Origin of the sequence: Lactobacillus helveticus (genome assembly GCF_046109915.1) — a bacterium.
Taxonomy (GTDB): domain Bacteria; phylum Bacillota; class Bacilli; order Lactobacillales; family Lactobacillaceae; genus Lactobacillus; species Lactobacillus helveticus.
In genome coordinates, this window is sequence record NZ_CP151471.1 from 1828509 (window position 1) to 1850378 (window position 21870).

Annotated in this window: 22 protein-coding genes and 1 pseudogene; 13 read left to right on the forward strand and 10 right to left on the reverse strand. The window is 38.6% G+C overall.

The window, feature by feature from the left end:
- The first annotated feature begins 4 nt into the window (after positions 1–4).
- The 4 genes from AADV52_RS09300 to AADV52_RS09315 all read left to right on the forward strand — a co-directional run bounded on the left by AADV52_RS09300 (position 5) and on the right by AADV52_RS09315 (position 5099).
- Positions 5–574: an iron-sulfur cluster assembly protein gene (locus AADV52_RS09300; protein ID WP_003630015.1), complete on the forward strand. Its 570-nt coding sequence runs from the start codon at positions 5–7 to the stop codon at positions 572–574.
- Positions 567–1760, forward strand: coding sequence for a DUF438 domain-containing protein (locus tag AADV52_RS09305; RefSeq protein ID WP_014918122.1), 1194 nt, complete (start codon positions 567–569; stop codon positions 1758–1760). The genes AADV52_RS09300 and AADV52_RS09305 overlap by 8 nt, the downstream gene beginning before the upstream one ends.
- A 99-nt stretch (positions 1761–1859) precedes the next feature.
- Entirely contained in the window at positions 1860–3077 is a 1218-nt protein-coding gene (locus tag AADV52_RS09310) for an MDR family MFS transporter (protein ID WP_014918123.1), read from the forward strand.
- A gap of 90 nt (positions 3078–3167) precedes the next feature.
- Positions 3168–5099 carry a M13 family metallopeptidase gene (locus AADV52_RS09315; protein ID WP_171030348.1) on the forward strand — a complete coding sequence of 644 codons (1932 nt, stop codon included), beginning with the start codon at positions 3168–3170 and terminating at the stop codon, positions 5097–5099.
- A 259-nt stretch (positions 5100–5358) separates the two neighbouring features.
- Here AADV52_RS09315 and AADV52_RS09320 read toward each other — a convergent pair whose 3' ends face one another.
- The 3 genes from AADV52_RS09320 to AADV52_RS09330 all read right to left on the reverse strand — a co-directional run bounded on the left by AADV52_RS09320 (position 5359) and on the right by AADV52_RS09330 (position 9470).
- Positions 5359–6612, reverse strand: coding sequence for an RNA-guided endonuclease TnpB family protein (locus tag AADV52_RS09320; protein WP_126096218.1), 1254 nt, complete (start codon positions 6610–6612; stop codon positions 5359–5361).
- Positions 6613–6745: 133 nt separating this feature from the next.
- Positions 6746–8767 (reverse strand): KUP/HAK/KT family potassium transporter, encoded by a 2022-nt coding sequence (locus AADV52_RS09325; protein WP_014918127.1) that lies wholly within the window; start codon positions 8765–8767, stop codon positions 6746–6748.
- A gap of 268 nt (positions 8768–9035) precedes the next feature.
- Positions 9036–9470, reverse strand: a complete 435-nt coding sequence (locus AADV52_RS09330) for a hypothetical protein (protein WP_012211299.1) — start codon at positions 9468–9470, stop codon at positions 9036–9038.
- A gap of 252 nt (positions 9471–9722) precedes the next feature.
- Here AADV52_RS09330 and AADV52_RS09335 point away from each other — a divergent pair, with 252 nt between their 5' ends.
- Positions 9723–9830: a putative holin-like toxin gene (locus AADV52_RS09335; protein WP_023191406.1), complete on the forward strand. Its 108-nt coding sequence runs from the start codon at positions 9723–9725 to the stop codon at positions 9828–9830.
- Positions 9831–9987: 157 nt separating this feature from the next.
- Here AADV52_RS09335 and AADV52_RS09340 read toward each other — a convergent pair whose 3' ends face one another.
- Positions 9988–10389, reverse strand: a complete 402-nt coding sequence (locus AADV52_RS09340; RefSeq protein ID WP_014918128.1) for a hypothetical protein — start codon at positions 10387–10389, stop codon at positions 9988–9990.
- A gap of 235 nt (positions 10390–10624) precedes the next feature.
- Here AADV52_RS09340 and AADV52_RS09345 point away from each other — a divergent pair, with 235 nt between their 5' ends.
- From AADV52_RS09345 to AADV52_RS09355, 3 genes are all read left to right on the forward strand, one after another.
- A complete protein-coding gene (locus AADV52_RS09345) occupies positions 10625–10840 on the forward strand; it encodes a hypothetical protein (protein ID WP_014918129.1) in 216 nt (71 codons plus the stop codon).
- 44 nt (positions 10841–10884) lie between these two features.
- Positions 10885–11154: a DUF2922 domain-containing protein gene (locus tag AADV52_RS09350; protein WP_014918130.1), complete on the forward strand. Its 270-nt coding sequence runs from the start codon at positions 10885–10887 to the stop codon at positions 11152–11154.
- Positions 11155–11667: 513 nt separating this feature from the next.
- Complete coding sequence (locus tag AADV52_RS09355; RefSeq protein ID WP_014918131.1) at positions 11668–13023, forward strand: SLAP domain-containing protein; 1356 nt, start codon at positions 11668–11670, stop codon at positions 13021–13023.
- Positions 13024–13169: 146 nt separating this feature from the next.
- On the opposite strand, the gene AADV52_RS09360 is transcribed toward AADV52_RS09355, so the two are convergent.
- The 4 genes from AADV52_RS09360 to AADV52_RS09375 form a co-directional block, all read right to left on the reverse strand.
- Entirely contained in the window at positions 13170–13331 is a 162-nt protein-coding gene (locus AADV52_RS09360) for a hypothetical protein (RefSeq protein ID WP_014918132.1), read from the reverse strand.
- Between the two features lie 71 nt (positions 13332–13402).
- Positions 13403–13651: a hypothetical protein gene (locus tag AADV52_RS09365; protein ID WP_230856751.1), complete on the reverse strand. Its 249-nt coding sequence runs from the start codon at positions 13649–13651 to the stop codon at positions 13403–13405.
- A 24-nt stretch (positions 13652–13675) separates the two neighbouring features.
- Entirely contained in the window at positions 13676–13816 is a 141-nt protein-coding gene (locus AADV52_RS09370; protein ID WP_227028447.1) for a hypothetical protein, read from the reverse strand.
- 207 nt (positions 13817–14023) lie between these two features.
- Positions 14024–14413, reverse strand: a complete 390-nt coding sequence (locus AADV52_RS09375) for a hypothetical protein (protein ID WP_126096219.1) — start codon at positions 14411–14413, stop codon at positions 14024–14026.
- Positions 14414–15027: 614 nt separating this feature from the next.
- Here AADV52_RS09375 and AADV52_RS09380 point away from each other — a divergent pair.
- The 5 genes from AADV52_RS09380 to AADV52_RS09400 all read left to right on the forward strand — a co-directional run bounded on the left by AADV52_RS09380 (position 15028) and on the right by AADV52_RS09400 (position 20223).
- Positions 15028–16251, forward strand: coding sequence for a glucosaminidase domain-containing protein (locus AADV52_RS09380; protein ID WP_014918135.1), 1224 nt, complete (start codon positions 15028–15030; stop codon positions 16249–16251).
- Positions 16252–16269: 18 nt separating this feature from the next.
- Positions 16270–17361 (forward strand): SLAP domain-containing protein, encoded by a 1092-nt coding sequence (locus tag AADV52_RS09385; protein WP_014918136.1) that lies wholly within the window; start codon positions 16270–16272, stop codon positions 17359–17361.
- A 103-nt stretch (positions 17362–17464) separates the two neighbouring features.
- Positions 17465–19300 (forward strand): monovalent cation:proton antiporter family protein, encoded by a 1836-nt coding sequence (locus AADV52_RS09390; RefSeq protein WP_014918137.1) that lies wholly within the window; start codon positions 17465–17467, stop codon positions 19298–19300.
- A 117-nt stretch (positions 19301–19417) separates the two neighbouring features.
- A complete protein-coding gene (locus tag AADV52_RS09395; RefSeq protein ID WP_227028448.1) occupies positions 19418–19618 on the forward strand; it encodes a helix-turn-helix domain-containing protein in 201 nt (66 codons plus the stop codon).
- A gap of 5 nt (positions 19619–19623) precedes the next feature.
- Positions 19624–20223, forward strand: coding sequence for a Panacea domain-containing protein (locus tag AADV52_RS09400; RefSeq protein ID WP_227028449.1), 600 nt, complete (start codon positions 19624–19626; stop codon positions 20221–20223).
- A gap of 257 nt (positions 20224–20480) precedes the next feature.
- Here AADV52_RS09400 and AADV52_RS09405 read toward each other — a convergent pair whose 3' ends face one another.
- Together AADV52_RS09405 and AADV52_RS09410 are read right to left on the reverse strand one after the other, a co-directional pair.
- Complete coding sequence (locus AADV52_RS09405) at positions 20481–21446, reverse strand: Gfo/Idh/MocA family protein (RefSeq protein ID WP_014918138.1); 966 nt, start codon at positions 21444–21446, stop codon at positions 20481–20483.
- A 9-nt stretch (positions 21447–21455) separates the two neighbouring features.
- A pseudogene (locus tag AADV52_RS09410) lies at positions 21456–21794 on the reverse strand (hypothetical protein); the annotation flags it as partial.
- Between the last annotated feature and the right edge of the window lie 76 nt (positions 21795–21870).

The following is a 21870-nucleotide window of genomic DNA, read 5'->3' on the forward strand; positions in this document are numbered from 1 at the left end:
AAAAATGAGAGAAGAAAATATAAAGCAAGTAGATCAAATTATGACGGCATTGACTCAGGTGATTGATCCAGAATTACAAGTTGATGTAGTTAATTTGGGTTTGATTTATGGTATTGATATTGAAGAAGAAAAAGCCACTATCAAGATGACCTTGACTATCATGGGCTGTCCTTTATCAGATTATTTGCAAAATAGCATTCAAAAAGCAGTATTGCAGGTAGATGGCATCAATGAATGCGAGATTCAACTGGTTTGGTACCCGGTGTGGTCGCCTGAGCGCATGTCGCGTGCTGCTAAGGAGCAGCTAGGGATGCAGGAAGAAAAGAAAGCTGAATCGCAAAATGAGGATAAGATAATCGATTTTAATTTGCCAATTAAGAAGATGGCGGATAAATATCCCGATTTTGTCCAAATTATGTACGATTGCGGCTTTACCCGGATTAAGATTCCAGGCTTGCTTAATACTGTAGGCAGGGTAATGACGATCCCACTTGGAGCCCAAGCAATGAAGATTGATCTGACCAAGGTAAAAAAGGCATTTGAAGAAAAAGGGTATAAGGTAATCAATGACTGATAAAAAAAGACAAGATGCAATTTTGAAAATTTTGCATTATATCCAAAATGGCGGCGACTTTAAGACTGCCAAGAAAATGTTTCAGGAAGAATTTGATCAGGTCGACGTGGCTGAAATTACGGCGGCTGAACGAGAATTGATCAAACAGGGCCTGAATCCAGCTGATATTCAATATTTGTGCAATGTCCATGCTGATGTATTTAAGGGCAATATTAAGCAAAATGAAGAAAATCCTGATTTTGCGATTCCTGGGCATCCCGTTCATACGATCAAGTTGGAAAATACGGTGCTTAAATCTCTGGTTAATGATGCACTTTTGCCAGATCTTGCTAAATATGAGCAGGGAAAAGATACGTTGAAGAAGATTAGACAAGAATTGAAGGATCTGGCAACGATTGATAAGCATTATCGTAGAAAAGAGACTTCGCTTTTCCCAATCATGAATAAGTACGGCATTACCGCTCCGCCGGAAGTGATGTGGGGTGTGGATGATGATATTCGTGCATTGATTAGGGATGCACAGAAGGCCGCTAGCCAAGATAAAGTAAATGTAGATGAGTTAGACGAGACCATTAAAAAAGCTTGCCATGAGGTCTTAGAAATGATCTTTAAGGAAGAAGAGATCATGATTCCAATGATCGATGAAGTCGCAAGTCAAGAAGATTGGTACAACGTTAAAAATGAGGAAAAGCAAATTGGTTATACCTTGATCCGTGAACCAATGAATTGGCAGCCTCAGCTTCCTAAAAAGAGTTCACCAGTTGATGTGAAAAATCTGAGTTCATTTTTTATCAACTTCAAGGAAGGTGCACTTAATTTAGAGCAATTGAATGCAATTTTTGATTTATTGCCATTTGCTTTAACCTTTATTGATGAAAATGACAAGGTGGCTTATTTTGGCGGTGGTGCCACAATTTATCCGCATTCTAAAAATGCCATTGGCAATTCGGTCTTCTCCTGCCATACGGCTAAGAGCCGGCCGTTGATTGAAAAGATGTTTAAACAAATGCATGAAGGTGAATTTGATAAATATGAATTTCATTTCACACCGCATATGATGGGACGTTGCTTATATTTACGGTACTATGCTGTCCATAATCAAGAAGGAAAATACTTGGGCTGTCTAGAAGTGGCACAAGATGTAACCGATATAAGAAACTGGACTAGTGAAAAGAGAACAATTTAAATGATCAATCATCTTTCAAGAGTGGTCTTGTCCAAGATCGCTCTTTTTTGTTACACTTAAGGTCAAGGGTAATAATGAAATAAGGAGGGAAATGATTAAATGAAACTTGCACATGGGAGAACACAAGGTGATGAAATCAAATTACGTTGGTTTATTGTAGGTGAATTAGCCACTTGGATTGGAGCAAGTTTTATTTGGCCACTGACCTCGGTTTATTTAAATAAGCAGCTGCACATCAGCCTGTCTATGATTGGGGTTGTTCTATTTTGCAACTGTGCCGGCAATATTTTGGGCTCAATTATTTCAGGCCGTCTTTACGATAAATACAACCCATATCCGTTAATCTTATGGGGTGTCGGGCTTGATGTTGCCGTTTTATTCCTAATGGCAATCTTCCACGGTTGGCCTGAATATTGGGTATGGCTAACGATTACTGGCTTTTTAGGCGGTTGGAATGGTACTTTAATTAACTCAATTGCCACGAGTTTACGACACCATCCAGGCAGATATGTATTCAATGTGCTGTATTTCTCCCAAAACTTGGGTGTGGTAACTGGTACTTTGATCGTTGGATATTTGTATGATTACTCAGTTACTTTGCTGTTCGTGATTGCGGCACTGCTCTTTTTCATTGCCTTCATCAATGCGTTGTTTAATTATCGACCAATCATTGGCTTTCATAAGGAGAGAGTTGCTAAGGGCCAGAGTGGGGATACACAAAAAGCGGTTCCTATGCCTAAGCGCAACTTCATTATGACGATGGCTTTCTTCACAACGCTAGGCGTAACTTGGCTAATGTACATGAACTGGGAATCTAACTTGTCTGTTTACATGGTTTCATTAGGCATCCCATTCCACTTGTACAGTTTGCTTTGGACTTTAAATGCCAGTGTGATTGTAATTATGCAGGGAATTTTGGCTAGATTTCCAAATATGTTCAAAAATCTTTTCCATCAGATCATCTTTGGAATTTGCATGTTCTCACTGTCTTTCATTACATTAGCCTTTGCCAAAGATTTCGCTCACTTTGCACTATCAATGTTTATTTTGACTTTGGGTGAATCTACCGCCTTTCCAGCTATTCCAGCCTACGTGAATGATTTATCACCTAAAACAAGTAAGGGTAAATATCAAGGAGCAACGATGGTTGCCAGCGGTATCGGACGTGCCTTTGGCCCGCTATTTGGTGGTCTAGTAATTGATCAAGCAGGCTATATTCCTTTCTTCTGGGTAGCTGCAATTGTAATTGCCTTGATGATCGTCATGATGATTCCAATTTATTTAAAGTTAGCCAAAAAGCTTACTTTGTATAAGTAAAAAAACAGACTATATTAAATCAAAATGATATAATTAGAATGATTTAATATTAATTTGATAATAAAGGGGGATTTCTCTTTGAATAATAAAATGACTGTACGCGGCGGTGCTGGCGACATTACTGAAGCCGATTTATCAGCTCGTCCACAAGATAATTTATACTTAGCCGTTAACTCAGAATGGTTAAAGAATGCCAAGATTCCATCAGATCGTTCCAGAACTAGTAGTTTTGATGGCATTGACTTAAACATTGAAAAAGAATTGATGCAAGACTTTGCAGATTTCGCAGATGGCAAAAAAGATTTGCCAGATGTACCTAACTTTGAAAAGGCAGTAGCACTTTACAAGATCGCTAGAGACTTTGATAGAAGAAATGCGGATGGCGCAGATCCAATTCAAGCAGATTTACATGAAATCTTAGGCTTGCGCAACTTCGCCGACTTTACTTTGAAGGCTGCCGACTTCTTCAAGAATGGTTTTCCTATGCCATTTGATTTTTCAGTTGAAGCAGATATGAAGAATACTAAGATTCATTCACTTCAATTTGGTGGTCCAGGCACATTCTTGCCAGATACTACTACTTACAAGACTCCCGCTGCTGAAAAGCTTTTGGCTGTTTTGAAGGAGCAATCAATCAACTTGTTAACAATGAGCGGCATTAGCAAGTCTGAAGCTGAAGACTATGCTGAAAAGGCTCTGGCATATGATGCTAAGATTGCCAAGGTAGTTAAGTCTGCCGAAGAATGGGCTGACTATCCTGCTACATATAATCCAATTTCTCGTGATGATTTTGCCGATAAGTTCAAGTCATTCAAGATGGATTACTTCTTAGGTGAACTCTTTGCTAAGAAGCCAGAAAGAGTAATTAATACTGAACCTCGTTACTTAGATCACGCTGAAGAACTCTTGAATGAAGATGTTTTTGCAGAAATTAAGGCTTGGATGCTAGTTAAGTTCATTAATGGCGTAGCTAGTTCATTGTCACAAGAATTTCGTGAAGCTGCCTTTCCATTTAGCCAAGCTTTGTCTGGTCAACCTGAACTTCCAAGCGGTGTTAAGCAAGCATATCGCATTGCTAACAGCGACTTTAGCGAAGTAGTTGGTGTTTACTATGGTCAAACATACTTTGGTGCAGAAGCTAAGGCTGATGTGACTGACATGATTCATAAGATGCTTGACGTTTATGAAAAGAGAATCCGTGAGAATTCATGGCTTTCACAAGCAACTAAGGATAAGGCAATTGTTAAGTTGCGTTCTTTGATCTTGAAGATTGGTTACCCAGATAAGATTGAAGAAATCTATGATCGTTTAACTGTTGATCCAGAAGCTAGTCTTTATGCTAATGAAACTCAATTTGGCAGAGAACAAATTAAGTACAATTTGGAAAAGCTAGATCAAGATGTTGACCGCAGCGTATGGCTTATGCCAGGTAACCTCGTTAACGCATGTTACGATCCTCAAAGAAACGATTTGACTTTCCCAGCTGCTATTTTGCAAAAGCCTTTCTACGACTTGAAGCAATCACGTAGCTTGAACTACGGTGGTATCGGTGTTGTAATTGCCCACGAAATTTCTCACGCCTTTGACAACAACGGTGCTCAATTTGATGAATTCGGTAATATGAAGAATTGGTGGACTGAAAAGGACTTCGCTGAATTTAAGAAGCGGACTCAAGCTGAAATCGACTTGTTTGACGGTATTAAGTACGGCCCTGTAACTCTTAATGGTAAACAAATCGTATCCGAAAATATTGCCGATCAAGGTGGTTTAACAGCCGCTGTTGAAGCCAACAAGGGCGAAGATGGCAACATGAAGGAATTATTTGAAAACTTTGCTCGTGTCTGGGCAACCAAGCAATTGCCAGAGAGTATTAAGACGCAAGTATCAGTTGATGTTCATGCCCCAGGTCCAGAACGTGCCAATGTTCAATCACAATGCCAAGAAGAATTTTACAAGGCATTTGATGTAACTGAACATGATGGCATGTGGCTCGATCCTGAAAAACGTGTTGTAATTTGGTAATAATCACAAAAATAACCTTGCTGAGCAAGGTTATTTTTGTGCCATTTTAGCTAATTTGTTATTTTTAAATGCTAAAGAGTAGCCTTTTTTTCGCATTGACTCCTATAATGAAGATGACTACAGTGCTTGCTACTACACTGCGGCCTTTATAACTTATACCCATATGAACTACACCGGCACTGAAGTGCCGGGTTTCTGGGAACACTGAGTAGTGTTTAGGATCTTACATTGAACTAGTCAAATACCTAACTCACAGAACTCAGCTTGTTACCATGGCCAGTCCCTGACCAGTTGGCGTTGCTTTATGCAGGATATTAACTGCCGCATTAATATCTCGATCATGCTTGGTTTGACACTTAGGGCAAATCCATTCACGAATCTCTAATGGCTTAGCGCCACTGTTATAGCCACATTTTGAACAAATTCTGGAAGTATTCTTAGGATCAACTGCAATTAGTTTCTTGCCATACCATTCGCATTTGTATTCTAGCATTTGTCTAAACATTCGCCATGAAGCATTGGCAATTGACTTAGCCAAATGATGATTTTTCTGAAGATTCTTGGTTTTCAAATCTTCAATCGCAATTACATCATATTGCTTAACTAAATGCGTAGTTAGTTTATGCAGATAATCTCTGCGCTGATTAGCTATTTTTGCTTGGTATCTGGCTTTTGACTTTTGCGCTTTTTGCCAATTAGTGAAGCTTTCTAAGCTTCTAGGACAAAGCACCTTTTTATTCCTGTCTTGCAAAACTAATAATTTAGCTAAATGTCTACGTCGAGAATACTTTTTCTGCCAAATTTTAGCTTTCTTTTCAAAATAAGAACTGTCAAAACTAGGATATTTTAGCTCATTAGACAGAATCGCTAAATCAGCCACGCCAACATCAATCCCAACTCGTTTGCCAGTTAAGCTGTACTTCTCTGGTTCAGATATTTCTACCTGTAGAGACAAATAATATTTTCCTGTTGGTTCAAGCAGAACAGTGTAGCGCTTAATCTTAGTGTTTTGCAAAACTCCATTCTTGCTGGTTTTGACATAGCCTAATTTAGGAATCTTCAAGTACCTTTTACCTGCAGTTTTTATGATTGACTTGCCTGTATAAGACTTTTTCAGATACTTGCGTGAATGAAAACGAGGCTTGCCAATTTGACCAGTTTTATCTTGAAAGAAGTTCTTCCAAGATTGAGTTAGGAATTCATTAACTACCTGCAAGCTTGAAGAATCGCTGTTTTTCAAAAAAGGATATTCTTTTTTAAGCGGCTTAAGCAGATAATTCAGCTTGAACTTGCCTAAAAAAGGCAAAGCTTTATTATTCTGATAGCGCTCATTCATCATGGCCAGCATTTGATTCCAAACAAAACGATCATTGCCAAACATCTGCTCAAGCTGGTTTTGTTGTGTTCTATTAGGATAGAGTCTTAATTTGATCCCTTTTAGCACATTTGTTCCCTCCTTTCTTTTTAAGATTATATCAAACATATGTTTAAGAAAGAAGGGGAGAACAAGCAAAAAAACAAAAGAAAAAAGCCGGATTCATCACGGGATTGAAATCCTGTGTTTTCTCCGGCAATTAATCAATAAATTTAAATTTATGCACTAAAAAAAGCTCCCAAATGGGAGCCTTTTTTAGTTGTTATTTTAGCTATTTTGTTTTTGCATTGGAATAATCTTTAGGCTTAATTCTCTTGACGTAAGATGGATTTGGTTTACCTAAAATTAATGGTACACGCTCAATGACGGTATCTGCATATTCCAAGCCGAACCATGAAGCAGGGTTAGAAGACAAGTTTTGTAAACGAACACGAGCTTCAACTAACCACTTCTCGTAACCAACTAATTGGGTTTGAGGACTGATGACATCGTTGACAATAACGAATGAGAAGTCACCAACGTCACGCCCTGGTGTAGTGGTGTATTCCCGTGGTTGTGGTTCAATTGTACCGTCAGCGATCAAATCATGTACGATTTGACGGATGTAAACATTCACGCTTGTTTGCTTCTTGAAACCTAGGTACAGCTGAATGTTAATTACGTTCTTGGTACCGTAGGTGTTAACGGCATATTCAGCGGTGAATGGCTCGTTGGTTACATTAACGGTAACGAACCAGTAAGTCTTGGCACGCTTTGGACGCTTATCCAAAATGGAGTACAAGATTTCACGTTTAATGAACTTATTGTACTTAACATTAGCCATGTAGACTAAGTTAGTGGCATAAGTTGGGTAATCTTCATCGTGACTCAAGTTGGTGAGCATGTCGGTATACTCTTCTAGGCGAACGTAGGCATTTCTTGATTCACGCTTGTCACGTACCTTGTTACCGTAGTACCAAACGTACATGATGAAGCCGATCACACCAGCGATGAAGAGTGATACGTAACCACCGTGGGTAAACTTGGTCAAACTTGAAATCATGAACATGATGTCAAGAACACCGAAGAAGATCAAGAAGATCCAGTTCCAAAGTGGGTTGATCTTTTTAATGACTAACCATTCATAAAGCAAGATGGTAGTTGCGAGCATTGAGATCGTGATGGAAAGACCATAGGCTGCTTCCATGTGAGCAGAAGTTTGGAAGTACAAAACAATAGCAATAGTTGCAACACAGATTCCTTTATTGATGGAAGGAATATAAATCTGACCCTTTTCAGTTGATGGGTAATTAATGTTCATTTTTGGCAAGAACTTAAGCCCACTAGCTTCAGCGACCAAGGTGAATGAACCAGTGATCAAAGCCTGTGAGGCAATAACAGCGGCAATAGTAGCCAAAATTATGGCAAACAATCTGATGTTGATTGGAATCATTTCATAGAATGGGTTAAGCACGCCGCCGTCGGCAGGACGGAAGTTTGGGTTATTTAAAATCCAAACCCCTTGACCGAAGTAGTTGAGTGACAAGCAAACAAATACAAATGGCCAAGAACCAATAATATTCTTTTTACCAACGTGACCAACATGGGAGTAAAGGGCTTCAGCACCAGTAGTAGCCAGGAAGATTGATCCTAAGATAAAGATTCCGGCCTTGTTGTAAGGACTGAAGAGCAACTTAATGGCATAAACTGGGTTAATTGCTTGAATGATTGACCAGTCGCCAGCCATGTTGATTACACCCATGATTCCCAAGAATGAGAACCAAATAAACATAATCGGTCCGAATGCCTTACCAATGATACTTGTTCCCATTTTTTGGATAGAGAAGAGTACCAGCAGGATAATTACGGTAATCGTAATTACCATTCCCTGGGTAGAAACAGGAACGCTGCCATCGAATTGAAGACCTTTTAGACCTTCAATCGCTGTCGTAACAGTAACAGCTGGGGTTAAAGTACCATCGGCTAAGATGGCAGCCCCACCAATTAAGGCAGGCAATACCAGCCATTTTGCCCGCTTTCTAACCAAAGTATACAGGGCAAAAATACCACCTTCGCCATGGTTGGTTGCTTTCAAGGCAATCAACACCGTCTGTAAGGTGGTTAGCAGTGTCACAGTCCAAAGAACTAGGGAAATGGAACCGATGATGAAATCACGGTTAACATTTCCAATACCACCATTGCCTTCGACAATAGACTTCATAACATAAAGTGGACTAGTACCAATAACACCATAGACAATACCAATGGCGATCAGCAAGCCAACCGCGCTCATACGTTTTGACTTAGTATTCATTTATATATCTCCCACAAATAAATTGTAGCTATTAACACAAAAAAAAAATGCCACGATGACATTTTTCTTTTAATATATTCATTTTCATCTATTTTAGTTCACATTGCAAGTAAAATAATTTTGTTTTAATTTTAGGTTTGAAAAAGCAGGGTGTTCGATATAAGTGACAAAATTTGCATTTTTGTCACTTATACTGAACACCTTGCTATTGAATAATATTTAAACACAAAAAAGCTCCCAACTTGGGAGCCTTTTTCAATATTATAAATTATGAAAGTGATGAAGAAATCTTAGCACGTTGTTCTTCATACCACTTGTCCCATGCTTCGTAAGTAAGCATGTCTTCTGGCTTAACACCAGTCTTTTCGATCATAACGTCGAGCAAGTTCTTAAAGTTGTAATCGTGGTATTGCAAAACGTGATCAATCAACTTCTTACGTGGGAAGTGAATGTTGTTCAAGAGATAACTGTTGATATCAACCATGTTGTGCTTTTCGTCGTAGAGGTTGATGATTTCGAGGTCATCTTCGTCAAATTGAGCAATGTAGAAGTTAGCAAAAACCTTCAAGTAATCAGGTTGTTCCTTGAATTCTTCCTTAGGCATAGTAGTCTTGTTAGCTTCTGGCATTACGACTTTAAGGTCGTCGTTTTCTTCTGTTTCTTTATCAGCTTGTGCTTGAGCGTTCTTTTCTTCTTCAGTCAAAGTTGTTACCCCTTTATTAAAAAAATAAATAGATGCAAAATCAATAATAATTCTACCGACTTCTGCAAATAAAAGCAAATTTAACTACTTTTAGGAAATTTCTTTATAATGTTCGTTTGTGAACGTATGTTTGAATTTAGTATAATTTTAGCCGTAGAAAAGCTGAAGTGGTGGCTATCCTGGAAGGGGGATGGTGCTTATGAGTAAATTTTAACTCATACTTGCATATCCTAATAGAAAGGAGAAGCCCTCGTGTCTGTATCAGATGCGTTGCAGCTAATGTTAGAGTTCGACACATTTGTCGTAACACTAATTGCATTAGTTGTAGAGTTGATCAAGTTTTACGATCAACGAAAATAAAAAATAACTGCTTTAGCTCTCGCAAGCTGGCAGTTATTTAGCCAAAAAATTTAATTTACTAGATAGCACCGCTTACGCGATTCTACACTAAGAGGATGAAAAATGAGTTATCCTCTTTTTCATTGCTTATTATAGCAACTTCATAAGTCTGCAGCAATTACTTATTACCAGAATCATCTGAACTCTGGGTGTTTGATGATTGCGCGCTGCTAGAAGATTGACTAGATTGGCTGCTCGATTGTTCTCTACTACTTGAAGAACTAGATTGAGCATCAGCATCCTTGTCGCTGGATGAAGATGAAGCAGAACTTGATTGCTTATCTTTATCCTTATCCTTGTCAGAGCCGCTAGAACTAGAATTATCGGAACTTGAGTTAGATTCCTTATTCGCATCGTCATCAGAAGAGTTGCTGTTCTTTTCCTTATTATTAGACTTCACGCTAGAACTACTCTGATTGTTGTGCTGAACAGAATTATTGTGACTAACATAGGCGCCAGCGCCACCTCCGCCAATCAAAAACATAGCAAAAATCGCACCCCAAAAGATTAATTTCTTCATTAAAAATCTCTCTCCCATGTATTTTTGTGAATTAGGTTCATCGAGAACCTTAATTACTAATTATAGTTTAAGGCATTTAGGTGAAAAAAGATAAATAGAAGATTTACTTTTAACTAATATTAAAAACTTTGGCTCATTTTTGGATCTCAGATTGTTAGTAATAGTGTAAGACATCTGGCCGGCAGGTTGATTACAACAATTCAAATCAAATTATTAAATAAGGTAGGAGAAAATTATGAACTTTGAATTAGCAGAACAATCAATCCAATATACATTTGGCAATAAGAGATACACTAATGGACTTAAGAGTCGCATGATCAAGAACGTGAAGAGGGGCGCTGCAGCTGAAGATCTCAAAAAAGTGGGTCAAGAAATTGCGGGCTTGCAAGAAGACAGTCTTGACGATGTAATCTTAGTGCAAAAGCAACGCGTTATCGAAGCTGCTGAATAAGATGGATATTGAACTACTATAATAAGGAAATAAGGAAAAAATAAATGACTACAACTACTAAAACTTTGAAATTGACTTTCTTGAACGGCGAAAAGAAGAAGAACGGTATTACGTTGGGGGATGCAGTAGACAACCTTACTGAAGAACAAGTTCGTCAAGCGATGAACACTATTGCGTCAGCTAACGCCTTCGAGAAAGACGGTGTTGCATATTACGAAACTCCACAATCTGCTTCATATGTTGAACGTACTGTTAGTGACATCTTTAATGATGGCGCAAATTCTGAATCAGTATCTGCTGATATGCAAGACTAATCTGTCTTTGCTATTAGAAATCATTCAAATAATCAGACAATTACAAAAAGATAACTACACAAAAAAATGTTTTAAAGAAATCGTATAGAAATATTACTTTTTTCGGATCATTTTGTTATATTTTTGTAAAATTTAAAAAATAAATAAAAAATTTAAAGGCGGACGGAGGTCCGCCTTTTCTTGTTATGACTACGATTGAATTAATTTTGTGATTTTGGGTTGCGGGAAAGCGCGCGGGGTAAGATATTAGATAAATATTACAAAAAGGGATTCTCAATTAATTTAACTTGCTATTTTTTGCTCAGGTTAGTAAAATAGGAATCGTGGTAAGTAATAGGACGTACTTCAGGCATGACGCCTGTACGCATGCTGATTCTTCAGCAAGGACTACTACCTCATGAGAGTTATAGACTCATGGAACTTGCTTTGAAGAGTTTTGTACATTATAGGCTCCTTTCTCATGCTGAACCTATGGCCTATTACATTTTTTATATTTCAAGGAGGAAAGACCACATGAAGAAAAATTTAAGAATTGTTAGCGTTGCTGCTGCTGCTTTATTAGCTGTTGCTCCTGTTGCTGCAACTGCTATGCCAGTTAACGCTGATACTACTGCTACTGCTACTGCAACTACTACTAACAAGCCAACTGTTGACTTAAGTGGTGCAGGTTCTGTTAGTGAATCTAAGGATACTGTTAAGGTAACTCCATCATTTACTTTGAATAGTGCTACTAAGAGTACTCCTGCAACTCTTAAAGGTAGTATTGAAGCTTCTCTTAACGGTACTTCAGTGACTGCTGATATAGCTGACGTTGCTAAAGATGTTACCTTGAAAGATGATGGTGGCAAGACTGTTTACAGTTACAATGAAGGCGAAAAGAAGGTTGATAATAACCTTAGTGCTGTAGAAGCAGGTAAGGAATACACTATGACTCTTAGTGGTGTAGGCTTCAGCTTTGGTAAAGCTAATGCAGGCAAGACCTTAACTTTTAAGTTGCCTAAGAATGTTAAAGTTAACGATACTAGCAATGATGTTAAAGTAAGTTTGGACCAATACGGTAATGCAACTAATTTGAAGTTTGTTATCTCAAACATTAAGGCATATGACTCAGCAAACACTAACGCTGTAAGCTTTTACGATGCTAAGTCAGGCTTAGTTGCAACTCAAGGTTCATACATGACTCTTGCTGATGAAAATGGTAACCTTAATGTAAATACTCTTTTGAAGGCATTAAATGATAAGTATGAAGCAATGCAATTCCGAAACGGTAATTTTGCAACTGTTACTCCATCTACTACTGCTGACGATGTTAAGGCTGAACTTGAAAAGGCTGGTATCAAGGTAAGCGATGATGGTAGCTTTGAAGCACCAGACACATTCACTGTAACTTTAAATGCTAAGTCAGACGTTAACGGTAAGACTGGTTCATTACCTGTAGTTGTAACTGTTCCAAATGGTAAGTCAACTGTTGTACCTAGCGTAGCTAAGACTATTATGCACAACGCATACTACTACGACAAGAACGCTAAGCGTGTTGGTACTGACAAGGTAACTCGTTACAACACTGTAACTGTTGCTATGAACACTACTAAGCTTGCTAACGGTGTTTCATACTACGAAGTAATCGAAAACGGCAAGGCAACTGGCAAGTACATCAACGCTGACAACATCGATGGTACTAAGCGTACTTTGAAGCACAACGCATACGTTTACAAGACTTCAAAGAAGCGTGCTAACAAGGTTGTTCTTAAGAAGGGTACTGAAGTAACTACTTACGGTGGTTCATACAAGTTCAAGAACGGCAAGAAGTACTACAAGATCGGTGCTGACACCAAGAAGACTTACGTTAGAGTTGAAAACTTTGACTAATATTCTTGGTTAACAAGATAGCTAGTACACGCTAACTAAATAAAGGGAAAGCGAGGCATTTGCCTCGTTTTTTCTTTTGCTCTAAAAAATAAACGCACTACTCTTTTCTAAACGTTAAAGTAGTGCGTTTTTTGATTCTTTAATTCTTACTTTTTAGTTAGACTTTTCTTTAAAGCTTCAGTCAGATGAAGATCATCTAAGCTAATCTTTTGTGGAATAGTATAAGTATTAACTTCCACTTGATTAGGTTCACCATTGAGATAGGCACGGTATTCATCTAAAGATTCATTAATAATAGATTTGCTCATTTTTCCTCCTTTAATAAAAGTTTTAAATTCGTCTTTCGATCCCTTCAATGATATATTACCGGGAAATTTTTTTATTTAACCAGCATCTTGCGAAGCTTAACTAATAAATCATGCTTGAGGCGAGTGAGGGTTCTGCGTGAGGTGCCGTATTCTGCGGCTAACTCTGTGATCTTCTTGTTAGAAAGTAAATGATCATAGAAAATAACTTGCTCCATCTTACTCAACTTGTTAACTTCCTGCTTCAAGACGACTAGGTTGTTCCAATCGGGTTCTTCACCAAGGTCGTAAGCTTCATCCATATTTGTGCTGTGTTCACACACACGCTGTTCTGTTCGCGCTTCAGTCTATTCAATGTCCGCCAGAGAACCTTCTTGAAATAGATCCTCATATAAGTGGTAATCAGGGCGGACATGTGCAGCCTTGAGCGCTCCACCAACTAACTTGCGATTTTCCCATGCTTTTCTAAAACTGTTTTGACTAATCATTGTGACATTCCTTTTCGTGTTGTGTCACAAGCGCTTGTGCACTATTAGATTAGCAAGATTCGAAGTGATAAAAAGAACGACGGTTGAAGTCGCTAAGTCTTGGGAGATATGAAATCAGGTAAAAGCCAGCATCTTAAAATCTTATTCCCTGGGAAATAGCAACATAATTATAGGCATGAAAAAAGTAGCTCAAAACGAGCTACTTTTTTAGTAATTCTGGCGATTTCGCATAGCACGGCCATAAAAATACCCGTGTTCATCTCTTAAGAACCAAAGATCATGTTCGCGGGCAACGTGACAAATATAGATATAGTGCCAATCGTGGATGATCTCATCAATCACATGCTTGAAATTGAAACTAATTAAGGCATCGGTTGGCTTATAGAAGTCAGTGTTGAAGATCATCGATCCTGTCTTGTGAGAGTTGAGAGGACAAGACCAAGAAATTGATTCATGATAACGATGAGTAATGCGCGAAAGGATAACATTGTGCTGCAAACTATCACTGATACGCTTATGGATGCAAGGATTAGTATTATCGAAGCTGAGCGTATACTGATTTTTAATACTTTTGAAGGGAATGGAGTTTTTCTGCATATCAAAGTCTTCGAAGAAATGTAATCCAACCCAATCAGTGTTCTTCTTAGAGTAAGCATGTCATGAGAAGAATACTAAGTGAACTAAGGAAATTGAGTGAAATGAAGCTAAGCCTAGAATACGGGCGATGGACTTCTGCAATGATAGTCCGCTGATTAAGACGTGCTTGGTGTATTTGTGTAAGACTGACTTAGATGACTTAGTGCTAATGACAATTCCTTCTTTTTGATCTAGCACAACGGTCTTGTACTCACCGAACATTGGGTTATCGGCGAAGTTATAGATGGCAATCGTATTCGGATTGAAGTGGTAGTCGTTGTTATGAACGACATATTGTCGAACTAACGTATCTTCTGTTAATCTCTTTTCAACTAATTGTTTTGACCAATGTCGGTATCCATTTTGAACGAGTAGTTCAAATCTTCCTTGAATTACTGGAATTTGCCATACCTCCCTATGTAAAAATACACTTTCTTAAGATTGTACAACTTTCCTAAAGCACAATAAAAAGAGTGTAATAGAAATATTACTTTTTCCGTACAAATGGTATGAATGGCTTGTTTCTTGCTTATTTACTGGATACAATAAAGGGTGTTATACAAGGAGGAAAATTCATGAAGAAGAGACTTTTGACCAGCATAGTTGCCGCAGTTGTGTTGACTTCCACAATTGCTCCAGCATCTAATATTTCTGGAATTACTGATCTTCGTAGCCAAAAGGTTTCTGCTGCTACTGATGCACAAACAGAATTTTTGAATAAGGCCGCTAAGCAAGCTGTTAAAGCTGCTAAAAAATATGGTACTTATCCATCAGTAATGATCGCACAAGCTATCGTAGAATCTGGTTGGGGACAATCAGCTCTTGCAGTTAATGTGAACAACCTTTTTGGTATGAAGGCTAGTGGTTGGAGTGGCCCTACTTATTCTGCCAAGACTCGTGAAGAAGGCAAGGATGGTAAGAGCTACTACATTACTGCAGCATTTAGAAAATACAATTCTTTTGAAGAATCATTCGAAGATAATGGTAAGAAGTTGCGTAATGGCGTTACTTGGCAACCACTTCGCTACCAAGGCGCTTGGCTTGAAAATGCCAATACTTATGCCGAAGCAACCAAGGCTTTAACTGGTACTTATGCTACTGACAGCAAGTACGATGTTGCACTTGATTCTAGAATCACCAGCCACAATTTGAACCAATATGACCCAGTGATTTCTAAGACTACCACGCATTACACCGTTGAAAAGTCAGGTTCAGTTTATAATTGGCCAACCGACCATTCAGTAGCTAAGGCTGTTGGTTCCGTTAAGAGCGGCGAGAAGGTTACTGTAACCAAGACCATTACTTTCCACGATGGTTCATCTAGAATGTACATTGAAGGAAAAGGCTGGATCAACGGTACCTCTTTAACTAAGGGCAAGACCACTACTAGCGAACCAAGTACTCAGGCTCCAAAGGGTGCAACCAAAGTTGAAAAGAACTTGATGCACAATGCCGATGTCTACGATGCTAAAGGCAAGAAGATTAAGGGCAAGATGTACAAGATCAGTGATGAAGCTGGCGGCAAGTTGATTGCTACTTACGGAACTAAGACCATCAAGAAGAAACCATACTACTGCGTTGGTGAAAATGAATACATCGCAGCCGGCAACATTGATGGTACTCTTAGATTCTTGAAGCACAATGCCTATGTTTACAACCAATACGGCAACCGCGACAACACCTTGAAGCGCAAGAAGAATGAACAAGTTGCCACATACGGTAGTGCTGTTAAGATCAACGGCAAGAAGTATTACAGAATCGGTATCCGTCAATACATCAAGAAATCTAACTTCATGTAATAAGAACGGAGGTCCGATTTGAAATTAAAGAAATTTTTAGCAACTTTAATTGCGGTATTGGGGCTGATTACAGTGGCTAATGTTCAAAGTGAAAACGTTCATGCTGAATCAATCAACACGCTAGCCCAAAAATACCAATATAGCGGTGTGACTTATTTATACAAGATGCTGAAGCTTGAAGGTATTAAGTACAATAAGTTCCCTGGCGTTGAATACGAAAATGGCAAGCCAGAAGGAATCGTGGTTCACGAAACTGACGATCCTGGTGCTACTGCCCACGATGAAGCGATTTACTTCAACCGTGAATGGATGAACATCAATGCTTACGTTCATGTCTTTGTCGACAGCAAGCAGATCATTCAGATGAGATCACCAGATATGGGTACCTGGGGTGCTGGTCCTAAGGCTAACAATCGTTTTATCCAGATTGAGCTTTGTGAAGAAAACAGCAGGGATGCATTTGCTAAGTCAGTGAATAACGATGCTATTTATATTGCAAAGCTGCTTCACCGTTATGATCTCAAGCCTGATAATGCTTGTGATGATGGTGAAGGGACTATTTGGTCTCACCACGCTGTCAGCACATATTTAGGTGGTACTGATCACGTTGACCCAGATGGCTATTTTGCAAAATGGGGCTACGACATGGATCAGTTCTATTCTTTAATCGAGTATTATTACAACTTGCAGAAGAAGAATGAACATACCCATACCATGGATCCAAACAAGACGAAGGAAGAAGTTCCTGCAGTTCAAGGTGCAGTAACTCTTGGTCACGATGCTTATATTTACACCGAAAAGGGCAAGAAGACCAAGACCTTGAAGAAGGCTGGCAGTCCTGTTGTTGTGATGGGCTACAAGACGATCAATAAGAAGAAGTACTACAAGATTGGCAAGGATCAATATGTTGTTGCTTCTAACATTGATGCTACTGTTCGCACAGTGAAGAATGAGACCTACTTGCACACCAGAAGTGGTCGTGTTGAAAAGCAAAACAAAGTTAAGAAAGGCAGCCGCGTATTAACTTACGGCAACAAGATCACAATTAAAGGTCAAAAGTATTATGCACTTAACGCTACACAATATATCTTAGCTAAAGATATTGAATAGAAGTGTAGTTGATTTAACGCTAGATGATTATTTGTTAGAATATCATCTAGCGTTTTAATTTTGAAAATGAAATAATTAACTCGTGTTGAAAGAGAGGGAGTATATGGCACAACTATCACTATTTTTAGTAGTTTTGTTAGCGCTAGTCATTCCAATATTTATGGCGCGCTTTCAGATTAGTAATGTACCAACCGCGGTTGCCGAAATTATTGTCGGCATCGTCATGGGATCCAGCGGTTTTAACCTAATTACATCAACGCATGATCTAACCTTTTTATCTAATCTAGGTGTGATCTTATTGATGTTTTTATCAGGGATGGAAATTGATTTTGATTTATTACAAAGAAAAAATAATCCTAAAGGAAAGTCGCAAGCAGGGAAGACGGTCGATCCGTTAAAGACTGCGATTACTGCCTTTATCGGAATCGTGGTCATGGCCTTTGTTTTAGCCTATATCTTACGGCTCACCGGATTGTTCAGTGAAGTCATGTTGGCCGCCATTATCTTGATGACCGTGGCACTTGGTGTGGTTATCGCCACCTTGAAGGAAAAGGATATCTTAGGTCGCCCAATCGGACAGACTATTTTGCTAACAGCAGTACTTGGTGAAGTTATTCCTTTGCTTTTGTTAACGATTTACGCATCTGTTAATGGTGGCAACGCTGAACAATTATGGCTGATTATTCTGTTGTTTGCTGCCGCAATTTTCTTGTTGCGACGCTTCAAGCAACCATATTTGTGGTTTGCCAAGATCACGAAGGCAACTACTCAGCTAGATATTCGGTTAGCCTTTTTCCTGATTTTTGCATTAGTAACCGTTGCTGAAAGAGTCGGTGCTGAAAACATCTTAGGTGCCTTTTTAGCAGGGATGGTCATGAAGCTGCTTGAACCAAGTGAAGCTACTAAGGATAAGTTGACCTCAATTGGTTATGGTTTCTTCATTCCGATTTTCTTCATTATGACGGGTGTAGGACTTAACTTGCGGTCACTTTTTGCACACCCATCTTCATTGATGTTATTGCCAGTTTTGGTTATTTTCTTATTTATTGCTAAAGCACCAGTTGTCCTAACTTATATGCGTTATTTCCAAAAGAAGAATGCTTTTGCTGGTGGCTTTTTGACGGCAACGACCATTACGATTGTGTTGCCAACCTTGCAGGTTGCACGAAAGTTGCACGCAATTACATCAACTCAATCAGATGCCTTTATTTTGGCTGCGGTAATTGTCTGCATTTTGAGTCCGATTGTCTTTAACTCTAACTTTGTTTTATTGCCAGAAGACAAGATCAAGGAAAAGGTGGCAATTGTTGGTGCTAACGCTGTTACTGTGCCAGTGGCGCATGATTTGCATGCTAACTGGTATTCAGTCAAGATGTTCACTGACAAGAAGAATCAATATAAGACTTACGATAGTCGAGTAGAGAACTTAACCTTTTTGCCAAATCTAGATGAGGAAACGCTTGAAAAAGGTGGCGTGTTCGATGGCGATATCGTGGTAGCGGCCAATCGCGCGGACGAAGACAATATTAAGATTGCTCGAATGGCAAAAGAAAAGGGCGTAAATCGTGTAATTGCCCGACTTAGCGAAGTTGATAGCAAGACTCTGACCGAATTTAATGAAAAAGGAATTGAAGTCTTTAATTCTACCAATGTGCATGCCGCATTGATGAGAGCGATGATCGAGTCGCCAACTGTCTACAGAATTATGACCGACACGAAGAATATTTTGTATTCTGTCAAAGTGAAGAATACTCATTATACAGGTCGTCAACTGATGGACTTGGAATTTATTGATCAGATTACGGTAAGTAGAATTAAGCGTGGGGATGAATGGCTGATTCCACGCGGTGCGACTGAGATTGAGCCGGGAGATATTTTGGTCTTCTCTGGCGAATTTAAGGTAGCAGATCGTGTTCGTGATTTGTTGAGTAAGGAATAGAGAAATGTCATACCCAAAAGACTGTACAACGATTTATACGATTAATGGTCGTGAATACAAAGTGCAGCTCCTGCTTTATTTGATAGCAAAACTAATAAGCAAATTCCTGATGATAAGTTGGACGATGATGCCGTAAAAATTGCTCGTCAAATGTATCGTAATGATATGGGACTAATTTCTCCAAAAGATTTGAAGAAGTATCGTTCTAAAGTAGGTATTTCACAACGAGATCTAGCTGAAATAACAGGTTTAAGTCCCAATGCTATTGCTCTTTACGAAGCCGGCGAGTTTCCCACTATGCTAATAATAGGATGCTGAAGTCATTGTTTAGCAATGATGATGTTTTAAAGGAATATTTGATTGAAAATGGAAATCAATATTCAGATTCTGTAAAAGAAAAGATAAAAGCATATTTGGGTGGAAGAAAAGCAGTGCTAGGAATTAGCTCAGAACAACCTAAATTTAAGGCAGTTCAATTGGCTAATTGGTTTAGAGTCAATAATTATTTTGCCCGGCAATTTGATTATAATGTTGATCCGATTACGCAGATGCAAGTAGTAAAGTTATTGTATTTTGCTTACGGAAGATTTTTAGTCAAAAGTAAAAAGAGATTATTTTCTTCTCCAATTTTGCATTTGCAATATGGACCAGTTGTGGAAGAAGTCCATCAGCAGTTTAGAGGAATGGTCGTGCTAGATCCTGATAAACCAGATAAGCAAGCTTTCGAAGATTATAATTTAGTTTCTTCAGATGCAGAAATTAATGATTTACTGCAAAAAATTGATGAAGATTATAGCGATTATACAGCTTCAGGTTTGAGCAGAATAACTCATCGTGCAGGTTCACCTTGGTCCATGACTGAGAAAGGTAAGCCAATTAAGGATCAGCTTATTTTTGACCAGTTTACTAAAACAGAAGAATAAAATAGAAGTGTCTGAGAAAAATTTCGGACACTTTTTTAGTAATCATCGGAAATAAAAAAAGCCCTGCTATTATGCAGAGCCACCGCGCGTTTGCAAGTTATCGTCTTGCTGCGCATGCATCCGTAAAGGTTAGCTCACACGATTCAGTTACCTGAGTTACGATTGGAATTAGCGAGTCGCATTCGTTAGCTCCTTTTCTTTTATGTTATATGAAAGAAAACACAAAAAAGCCACCTTCAAGCAAGATGGCTTTCACATTATTCAACTGAATTTTTAGCTGCAGTTAAAATTTTCATCGTTTCTAAAGTATTAACAAACGCTTCATCAGCTCTTCGAATATCATGTTGATTGATCATCTCGGCAAATGCAGTGAACTCACTCGCCATACGATGTGAATATTTATTCAAGTTGTAACGCTTCGGTTTTTGTCCACGCATCTCGACAGTGAAATTATCAAGCGTACCGGTTGAACCGTCAAAATAAATGCTGCCTTTTTCACCTTCAATGAACGAACGTGGCGTTACATAACTGTCTTTTGAACCAATTAAAGTTACTTGTTTATCAGGATAGGAAAGATGCAGGATGCCCGATGTATCAATGCCTTTTTGCATGTTGGCATAGTACTTTACCTTGTCAGGCAACCCGAACAGTCCCGCAGCAAGGTGGATATTGTAAATGTTCAAATCCATCAATGCACCACCATCTTTTTTCGGATCAAAAACGGGAGCGATCTTACCTTCAAGGAAGGCGTCATAACGGCTCGAGTATTGCGTGTAATTCAAAGAAACGATATGAATCGGAGCAATCTTGTTTAATTCTTCCTTGATCTTCTTGTAGTTTTCCAAGTAGACATTGGTGATGGCTTCAACGATAATTAAATCTTTTTTATCGGCCAATCGCTTTAATTCTTCTGCTTCATCTGTACTCAATACAAATGGCTTTTCGCAGATGACATTTTTGCCATGTTCAAGTGCGAGCTTAGCTAGTGAATAGTGCAAAGAGTTAGGTACACCAATATAGACAGTATCAACGTTGCTATCTGACATTAATTCTTCATTGTCAGTATAGCTTTGAGGGATGCCATATTTTTGTGCCAATTCCTGCGCGATGCCTGCGCTACGCTTAGTTGAAAAAATTGCGGTTAATTCTAAGTTTTTAATTTGATCAGCGGTAGTTAAAAAGTCATGAACAATCATGCCGCTGCCAATAATTCCTAATTTCATTTAAAATACCTATTTCTTTTTCTTGTTGTTGTCAGTAGTTGGTAAATTCTTGGCGTTCGTAGCATTAGTTGGAACCTTCAAGAAGTCGTGGCTGCCAAAGTTACCGTAACTTTGACCGACCTTGACTGTCATCATTTTACCAAGCTTCATGTTAACGAAGACGTTGAAGGTAGCTAGTTTATTGTTCTTCACTACTGCTTTAACAGTCATTGATTTGTATTTGCCTAACTTTTGAATTTGCTTGAACACTTTAGCTTGTCCCGTACTTTGTGGAGTGGTGTCAAAGATAGGTTCAGCTGCTTTTTTCATTAAAGCTTTATCAATTGTTTTAGCGGTTAAAGTGTAGGTATTTTTATTGATTAATTGCCAGAGAAAACACGGGATTTTAATCCCGTGATGAATCCGGCTTTTTTCTTTTGTTTTT